An 8,281-nucleotide genomic window follows, 5' to 3' on the forward strand; every position below is an offset into this window, starting at 1 on the left:
AAATTCTCCCGCATCTTTATTTACGACAGCTTTTACTATTGCTCCTGAATGAACTGCATTAGCACGCACTGCCAAGTTGTCGCTATCTCTATAAGAATCACCAAACTGCTCTCGATAGCTTTTGTATGCCCAAGGCGTGGAAACTTCGAGGCTGCGGTATTTCCCCAAAAGTATATATATATTATCTAAACTTGGCAGTGGAGAAAGTTGATCGCCCCTACCTGTTGCGATCGCAGTTCCACCCGCTACACAAAATGGGACATCTGAACCAAGTGTACCTGCCAACTCCTCTAATTCGGACTGAGTTAGCCCCAACTTCCACAGTAAATCTATTCCTACCAAGACAGCTGCTGCATTCGTCGAACCCCCAGCCAACCCAGCAGCGACAGGAATCTGCTTATTAACGGTAATCTCCACGCCCCCATATTTAGCAAAGGCTTCGGGAAATTGTCTCACCATTAATTCTGCTGCGCGGTATGCCAGATTACTGTTATCTGTCGGTAATTGTGGGTGGTTGCAGTGAACACGGATGCTGTCAGTGCTGATGGAACGAACATCAACTTGGTCTGCAAGACCAATACTTTGAAGTATCATGGCTAACTCGTGATAACCATCGGGACGATTACCAATGATTTCCAGATACAAGTTGATTTTGGCAGGGGCAATTAGGCTGTAGGAATGCATTTTCTGGGAATGGGGAATTGGGCATTGGGCATTGGGCATTGGGCATTGGGCATTGGGAATGGGAATTCTCCTAACTCCTAACTCCCAACTCCCAATTCCCCATTCCCAACTCATTTGCTAAAATTACCCATTGCTCAACGCCGAGGTCTTCGGCTCTAGCTTGGGGATTTATTTTTAATTGTTCCAGTAAGTGGGTCAGGCGATCGCGTTCTATAACAGATTGCAAATTATTTCGTAACATTTTGCGCTTGGCACCAAACCCCAACTTTAAGAAATTCTCTAACTGTCGAGGATTAAGTGCTGGTATTTCTATTTTTCGGGGACGCAATCGCACCACTGCTGAATCAACTTTTGGCGGTGGATGGAATGCGGCCGCTGGAACTGTGCAAATTAACTCACACTCAGCCAAATACTGTACCCGCACACTCAATGCCCCAAAGGCTTTTGATCCTGGTTTAGCATATAACCTTTCTGCGACTTCTTTTTGTACCAGCAACACTATGGAGTCAAATGGTTCAGGGTTAGGGTTGGCGATCGTACCCAGTAGTTTCTCAATGATTGGCCCTGTAATATTGTAGGGAATATTGGCTACTACCTTATTTGGCTTTTGGAAATTGGGACAGGCTCCCAGATAAGATGGTAAATCTAGAGTGAGAAAATCGCCTTGCAGCAGTAAAAAATTTTCAGTCTTACCAAGCTGCTTTGACAACAGTTGGCATAAGTCGTGGTCTATTTCAACTGCAACCAAAGATTGCACCAAGGGTAATAAACGACGAGTCAGAATCCCGGTTCCGGGGCCAATTTCCAAGATGCGATGCCTACGGCGGGCAAAGCCATCGCTTTCTGTACACTCTGCTGCTTTAATAATTGCGTCGAGCGCCTTTTCACTTTTGAGCCAATGTTGAGCAAAGACCTTACGCGGTCGGATCATCTGTATTTATTGCCTGTCTAGTTTTTAGCTTTTTCTCAAAAATTAATTATAAATTTTTTAGTCCCTCTACAGCCCTAGACTCACTGTAACGCCTATCTTCTCCTCCAAACGCTCCGTGATCATAACGGTGGTTATTATGTAAAATTCGATATAAGTATCACATAGGATGAAGTCTTAAACCGCAAGCTCCGCAATAATTATGGATGGGATGACGTGGACTCGTAGAATCTTTTTTTATATCAGCTTTCTACTTTAGCAGTTCTAAGTTTATCTCTTGCAATCCCTGCGATGTAACACACTGGATTTCGTAATTGCCTACTCTTCCACCACTTCAATCAAATCTTCAATTGATACACCAAAAGCACGGGCTATTTTTTGAACAGCAGTCAGGTCAACCATATTCATGCCAGGGTGTCGTGCGTAACTTTTCACTGTGTTGTAGTTTACCTTAGCACGTTCAGCCACCTCTTTGATTGTCCAACTTTTTTCTGCTGCAAGTTCTCTAATCTTTAGTCTAACTAGCCCCATTTTTATCTTGACAAAGGCGAGATTCCACCTTTTAATCATTAATGAGGTGGGATTCCACCTAAAACAAGATGAACAACATCAAAAGCGATCGCTCGTTCAGCCTGGAAAACTAACAGAGCGATCGCTATTCCTAACACATCCCACAAAGTGGGAGGATAAACCTATGATACCAACCTCAAAGCCAAAATCAAATAGTCATCCTTGGTGTATTATTCGGCAACTACCCAACATACAGCGCCTGGTAGTAGCTCGGTTTCGTCGTCGGAATGATGCAGATGCCTATCTACAAATTCTTCGGCGACTACTACCTGCTGCAAGTCATGTAATTGTTTTTGATTCAACAGTTATAGAAATATTAGGAGAAGGCGAAAAGTCTTTGCTTGAACAACTCGTGTAAGGTTGGCACGACGCGCATTGGTGTCAACTTAAGCTAAAAATCGCTTATCTGTTGGCTGACACGCCCGCCCTGAAATGAATTTCAGGGCTTATAGCTAAAGTCTACTAAAGTAGACTAAAAATTTTTCGGATTATTTAGTCATCTAAAGATGACTTTCGCTATTAGCAAGGAACTGAAGTTCCTTGCGGACATGGCTTTTACGTTAAGTTGACACCAATGCACGACGCGTCTCTCACCCTTCTCAACTTTGGAACAAACAGGTTGGGTAAAAGGGGGGAGAGCGCTAGTCTCGCCTCAATCCTATCAAATGTAATTGATCGCTTCACTCAACCTTCTCAACTTAGCCAAGTTCAGTAGAAAGCGATTTAAAAATGACATATTCATACACATCTGCGATCGCTATCTTCAGTTTTGAAGGCAAGCATAGGAGTCACCTTTCATACTACTTAGGTTAAAGGTTGATCACCCTCTCCCTGTCGTCCCGTCTTTGCATCTGGTCGTGGTGCAGACATGATTTGCTTTTTCTGTTCTTGTAGCCAGGTTTCAAAGAGTTCATTCAGCAGTCGCACTTTCATAAATTCATCCAGTTGTGCGGGGATAAATTTTTCCAGGCGCAAAATCACGAACCAGTCGGCGATGCGGGCAGGGGGCAATATCTGACCTGGTTGACTGCTAGATAGCATTTGCACCATTACCGGATGTAGTGCATTCAGTTCAACCGGGCCTACTAAGCCTCCAGTTTGGGCTTCTGGCCCGAGTGAATATTCACGCGCCAAGTCAGCAAAAGAGTTTTCTTTTGCCTGAATGCGGAAGTAAAGTTCTTGCGCTATTCCCACATCCTGGGTTCGCAGTAGAGAATAAATTACTTTGTCTAGTTTTGTCTTGGACTGAAAAAAGTAGGATTCCAGTTTATTACCCCAAGTAGCTTGCTTGAATTTTTCAATTTTAAGCTTACGAGTAATAATAACTTCTAGTTGTTCGGGAGTCAGCCCTTGATGTGCCATCCAAGTCTGGATGTCTTCTTCATTTTTGAACTGTTTTTCAGCGAAAAACTGCTGTTTAGCTTGGGTTACTTCCTCAGGTGTACATACTACCTTGGCAGAGTGTGAGTTTTGCTCTATCGCCTCATCGATGATTAATTCGCGCTGCAACTGTGGCAGCATTTGGTAACTTGCCAGTAAAGAAATCAGTTCACTAGCTGTGATTGTACGATTACCGATTTGGATCGCTTCAGTCATTAGCTTTCGGGCATCTTAAGAATATCTGGTCTGTCAAAGAAGCTAAACCGTAGCCCATTCACTGGGAGCTTTTGTCTTAATCTTACGGAGTTAGGGACGCTAACCTCAGTTTCGTAATAATTAAATAGTGGCTTTAACATACTTTAAAATATACAGTTTATATGAGTTTTTATCAAAGATTCTACGTAAATACGACCAGATGTGAAGAAAAGGACGAAGGCCAAATGACTAATGACACTTCTCGCCACTGCAACATAGAAGGGCGTTGTTATCAGACTGAGCTAGGGTGCTTTGAGACAACGCTCTCCTAACAAAGGTGTTTTTAGTTAACCAGAAATACTCACTCTATAGCGAGTTTCATTTGAATCTGACTTTTCCCGTTATCTTTTTGGTAGAGCGATGTCTACGATGGGCTGCACCTACGCTCACTATACTAAAGTCCTATTATGTATCCCGCAACCAAAAATTCTAACGTTTACAACGACTCTAAATAGTTCAGAAGATCCGCCATTTCTTGGGCACTAGGTTGAAATTTGGGCATTGGCGGGGTTTCGCCACTGATCACTTGGTGAATCAGTCCATATCGAGACTTGTGCTTTGAGACAGCTTGCAAACTGGGGCCTACTCGCCCATCTGCTTCCAAGCCATGACAACCAGCACAGTTAATTTGAAAGATCGCGTGTCCTTGAACTGGGTTTCCTGTTAAGGATAGAACACTCTTGACGTATGGATCGGAGGCTTGAACCAACTGAACACCCAAAAAGCCCAAAGGGACTGCTAGCAGTATAGCCAGCGTCAATAAAACGATCCGCTGAATCAAAATTTCAGGTTTGGTAATCTGGTTATCCAAAAGGTTTGCTGTGAAAGTCTAGGTGTGCTAAAAAGTTTTCATTTCCTACACATAGCTTAAAAGTTCTTGATTGTGTCTGCAAGCACAGAAGATTATTTTCTTGTGAGCAGTCGCCCTCTAAAAAGGCTGTAGGGCGCAGGATTCATACGAAATTTGGTAAAATCAAAAACAGGCAACGAATATTTAATAATTACAAAGAGGAGATTTACAGTGGTTGAACCCTTGCTATCAGGTATTGTCCTTGGTCTAGTTTTCGTCACCCTCGCTGGACTGTTTTACGCTGCCTATAAGCAATATAAGCGCCCCAATCAGTTGGGGGGGTAGGCAGTGCTGAGTTTTGTTAGCGGATAGCTATGGTTTAGCCTGTGCTGAGTTTTGAGTGGGAAAATGAGGGGGATGAGGGGGACGAAGTAAAATTTTCTCCTCCTGCTCCTTTGTCTGCCCCCTCTTTTCTCATTGGACAATTCTGTAGAAAGTAAGTGATGTGTTGCCGTAAACTTTCTCGCGGCAAATTTCCCAATCGGGAATCTCTGGCGGTGTCCAACCTTGTGAGGCATGTTCAACTGCGATTTCACCGCTAGGATCTAAAAGTTGATAGTGAGCGATCGCTTCTAATACTGGCTGGTACAATCCACTGGCATAAGGTGGATCAAAGTAAATTTTATCAAATTGCTTGCCTGATAAAGTCTTTAACTGTTGGAAAATATCTCCCCGCAATACCCGAAGTTCTTGCTCGGCATTAGCTACCTGCTGCCAATTTTGTTGGATGGTGGCACAGGCTCGGCTCGATTGTTCAATTCCCACTACTAGGCTGGCTCCTCTACACAAAGCCTCTGCACCCATTGAACCAGTACCGGCGCACAAATCTAGCCACCAACAACCTGCAATTTCTCCCTGCCAAATATTAAACACTGCTTCCCTTACCCGCGCACTAGTGGGTCTAGTTTCTTTTCCTGGTAAAGTTTTTAGCTGGCGATTACCGTAAATTCTCAGACTCATTATTCATTGGGCATGGGCCAAATAGGGTATTGGCATTAATTCAAGGTCGATGGTCATTTTCATTTATTAACAAATGACAAAGGACAAATGACAAATGACAAAATAATTAGGCAGGAATTTTTTCGCGGACTTGAGCAACAAAATTAGATAGGATTTGCAATCCGATATTAGAGGATTTTTCGGGGTGAAATTGGACTGCCATCAGGTTTTCGTGGGCGATCGCAGCTGTGACGGTTTGAGTGCCGTGGGTGATGGTTGCTGCACGGATTAACGGGTCTATTGGGTCAACATAGTAGGAATGGACAAAATACACCCAAGGATCGGACGGTAAATGCTCCCACAAAAGACTTTTTGGTTGAGTCACTTCCAGTTGATTCCAACCCATGTGAGGAATAGTGATGTCAGGTTCTGGGCGAAACCGCCGCACTTTTCCTTTGATAATTCCTAGTCCTGGTTGAGTACCTTCTGCACTTGATTCAAAGAGAATTTGCAATCCTAAACAAATTCCCAAAAAAGGTTTACCAGATGCGATCGCTTCTTTAATAGGTTGTTCCAAACCACGCGATCGCAGGTGTTGGACTGCTGGATCAAATGCTCCCACCCCCGGCAGAACTATTGCATCTGCCTGCTCTAATTCCTTTGGAGAATAAGTAACATTAGGAGTTGCTCCAGCTTTTTCTAAGCCTTTGCAGACTGAATGCAAATTTCCCATCTCGTAGTCTACGATCGCAATTACTGGCATTTACCTGCTCCTTGTAAATTTATTATGGAGGGTTTTTCTATTCTAAATAATATTTGTTATGAAGAAAAGAATTCTATTAACTTCTTTTGACATTTGGCTAAAATATCAACAGTCGAATTCTTCTGATGATTTATTACTTGAAGTTACGAAACTTGATCTGATACCAGATGACTTAAGTTTTTTACGCCAGTTACCCGTAGATGTGCAACTTGCTAGTACTCAGGTAAGGGACTTACAAATGAATCAATTCAAAATTCAAAATGACGCTCGCGGACTCGCTTGCCGCCGGCGCTAACAAAATTCAAAATTAAATACAGCCACGCCACTTGCGGGTGGGGTTTCTACCTGCCTTGGGAAATAAGGATTTTTTTTGCCCACAAGGGGCAAGGTTTTGAACCTAGCTTTTTTCATAAAAAATAATCAATCGTTTTAGTAAGCAGGGGGAGCAGGAGGAGCAATCTTATCGCAGGGGAGGAAGAATCTAAAGATCGTTTTTGTTCTCCAAATTGGATAATTTATTTTCTGGAAGTCCCTAATGGAAAAAATTAATGCAATTCAACCTGATTACATTATCTGTTGTGGCATGGGTGTAAGCCGTACATAATTAAGTGGGGAAGCAGTTGCTAAGTACAGCTTTGCGTAAAATCGTGGCGAATTGAGGGTTGAAATTTAAACGCTCCAGGGGCGCAGAGGTAAGCGCAAAGGTACGCAGAGAATTCGCTACGAATTAAATTTGGCAATACCCTGCAATGCCAATGCATCGGGTAACAATGCCAATGCATCGGGTAACAATACCAATGCATCGGGTAACAATGCCAATGCATCGGGTAACAATACCAATGCATCGGGTAACAATACCAATGCATCGGGTAACAATGCCAATGCGTCCCCTTGCATTAAAAACGCTACGATTTTACGCAAAGTTGTACTAAGTAAGTAGGCGAGAATAAATCAAATTAGATTAAGTAATGTAAAAAATCTTGAGATTATTTTGTAGTCCGTATTAAATATTAACAAACTGGCACTTTCATCAAGTTGTTAATGTCTGTATGGTGAAAGAAATATCTAAGTATATGTTGCCATTGTTACTAATTTTCCCGATTGCCCAATTAACTCCTTCTATGCCACCGCCTGAAGAAGTCGTGCAACCACAAGAAGTACGTCCTTTACCAGGACAATTGGATACAGTGCCAACTTTTAACAGCAATAGTCCAGAATTGGTGTTGAAAGAAGGAATTTTACTCTCTACTTTTCCACCAGATAGCAAAAAAGTGCCAACGGCGCATCTGAATTTTCCCTTTCGAGGACGATTTGATATTTTTGCCCACCATGTTGCTAAAGCTGAACCGCCAGAGAATTTACGTAGGCGTAGCCCGTCGGAGACATCGCTGTATCTAGGGATAATTTTGCACAACCCTGGTTCTGAAGCAGTGAAGGTGAATATTTGGCAGGCGGCGAGTTATTTGAGTCAACCGGATGCACCATTTATTCAATTACCATCCTTTAGCCAAAATCTTTTGGGTACAATTTTTGCCGGCCCAGGCGATCGCGTCATGTCTGATGTACTGAGGGGAAGGCGACAAGAGATTTTTCCCGCTCAAATTGAGATTCCACCAGGGCAAAGTCGAATGTTACTAAATTTACCAATTCCTGTGCAGGGACTGACACCACCCCTCAATGGTCGGTCTACATTGATCCGATTGCAAAGTAATGGCACTGTCTATGCAGCTAGCCTAGCCATGTTTGCACGGGTTAATCCCGATGGCAGTGAGCGATCGCCTACTTTAGAAGAAAACCATAATCGTAGTTGATTTCCAGCGAATGTATGCGTACTGGTTCTATCACTAAAAAGTTCAAGTTGTTGTTCTTTAAAGCGATTTTCCATCTCGCCACGTTTACAGTATTTTTGTGT

10 protein-coding genes and 3 pseudogenes are annotated in these 8,281 nt (G+C 42.9%); 4 read left to right on the forward strand and 9 right to left on the reverse strand.

Annotated features, from left to right (window positions below; translation table 11 throughout):
• From ispE to LC574_RS15255, 3 genes are all read right to left on the reverse strand, one after another.
• A partial coding sequence (gene ispE / locus LC574_RS15245; protein ID WP_229454310.1) for a 4-(cytidine 5'-diphospho)-2-C-methyl-D-erythritol kinase occupies positions 1 to 684 on the reverse strand: 684 nt, incomplete at its 3' end.
• 70 nt (positions 685 to 754) lie between these two features.
• Positions 755 to 1,615 (reverse strand): 16S rRNA (adenine(1518)-N(6)/adenine(1519)-N(6))-dimethyltransferase RsmA, encoded by an 861-nt coding sequence (rsmA, locus tag LC574_RS15250; protein ID WP_229454303.1) that lies wholly within the window; start codon positions 1,613 to 1,615, stop codon positions 755 to 757.
• Positions 1,616 to 1,930: 315 nt separating this feature from the next.
• Positions 1,931 to 2,143 (reverse strand): helix-turn-helix domain-containing protein, encoded by a 213-nt coding sequence (locus tag LC574_RS15255; RefSeq protein WP_229454304.1) that lies wholly within the window; start codon positions 2,141 to 2,143, stop codon positions 1,931 to 1,933.
• 7 nt (positions 2,144 to 2,150) lie between these two features.
• On the opposite strand from LC574_RS15255, the gene LC574_RS38500 reads away from it, so the two are divergent.
• Entirely contained in the window at positions 2,151 to 2,540 is a 390-nt protein-coding gene (locus LC574_RS38500; protein WP_306422122.1) for a hypothetical protein, read from the forward strand.
• 446 nt (positions 2,541 to 2,986) lie between these two features.
• On the opposite strand, the gene LC574_RS15265 is transcribed toward LC574_RS38500, so the two are convergent.
• Both LC574_RS15265 and LC574_RS15270 read right to left on the reverse strand, forming a co-directional pair.
• The gene (locus tag LC574_RS15265; RefSeq protein WP_229454305.1) at positions 2,987 to 3,778 is read right to left on the reverse strand and encodes a peptidylprolyl isomerase; all 792 of its coding nucleotides are present in this window, start codon (positions 3,776 to 3,778) and stop codon (positions 2,987 to 2,989) included.
• Between the two features lie 475 nt (positions 3,779 to 4,253).
• Positions 4,254 to 4,628 (reverse strand): cytochrome c, encoded by a 375-nt coding sequence (locus tag LC574_RS15270; protein WP_229454306.1) that lies wholly within the window; start codon positions 4,626 to 4,628, stop codon positions 4,254 to 4,256.
• 210 nt (positions 4,629 to 4,838) lie between these two features.
• Here LC574_RS15270 and petG point away from each other — a divergent pair, with 210 nt between their 5' ends.
• A complete protein-coding gene (gene petG, locus LC574_RS15275; protein ID WP_063721252.1) occupies positions 4,839 to 4,952 on the forward strand; it encodes a cytochrome b6-f complex subunit V in 114 nt (37 codons plus the stop codon).
• 129 nt (positions 4,953 to 5,081) lie between these two features.
• Here the strand turns inward: petG and rsmD are convergent, their stop codons facing one another.
• Entirely contained in the window at positions 5,082 to 5,627 is a 546-nt protein-coding gene (gene rsmD / locus LC574_RS15280; protein ID WP_229454307.1) for a 16S rRNA (guanine(966)-N(2))-methyltransferase RsmD, read from the reverse strand.
• Positions 5,628 to 5,733: 106 nt separating this feature from the next.
• Positions 5,734 to 6,369: an imidazole glycerol phosphate synthase subunit HisH gene (gene hisH / locus LC574_RS15285; protein ID WP_229454308.1), complete on the reverse strand. Its 636-nt coding sequence runs from the start codon at positions 6,367 to 6,369 to the stop codon at positions 5,734 to 5,736.
• A gap of 58 nt (positions 6,370 to 6,427) precedes the next feature.
• On the opposite strand from hisH, the pseudogene LC574_RS15290 reads away from it, so the two are divergent.
• Positions 6,428 to 6,595 (forward strand): annotated as a pseudogene (locus tag LC574_RS15290) (peptidase C15); the annotation flags it as partial.
• A 494-nt stretch (positions 6,596 to 7,089) separates the two neighbouring features.
• Here the strand turns inward: LC574_RS15290 and LC574_RS15295 are convergent.
• Positions 7,090 to 7,266, reverse strand: a complete 177-nt coding sequence (locus tag LC574_RS15295) for a hypothetical protein (RefSeq protein ID WP_229454309.1) — start codon at positions 7,264 to 7,266, stop codon at positions 7,090 to 7,092.
• A gap of 176 nt (positions 7,267 to 7,442) precedes the next feature.
• On the opposite strand from LC574_RS15295, the pseudogene LC574_RS15300 reads away from it, so the two are divergent.
• Positions 7,443 to 8,162, forward strand: a pseudogene (locus LC574_RS15300) (DUF3370 family protein); the annotation flags it as partial.
• Here LC574_RS15300 and LC574_RS15305 read toward each other — a convergent pair.
• Positions 8,156 to 8,281: pseudogene (locus tag LC574_RS15305) on the reverse strand (transposase); the annotation flags it as partial. The pseudogenes LC574_RS15300 and LC574_RS15305 overlap by 7 nt on opposite strands.

The organism is Nostoc sp. CHAB 5715, from assembly GCF_020829685.1.
Lineage (GTDB): Bacteria > Cyanobacteriota > Cyanobacteriia > Cyanobacteriales > Nostocaceae > Nostoc.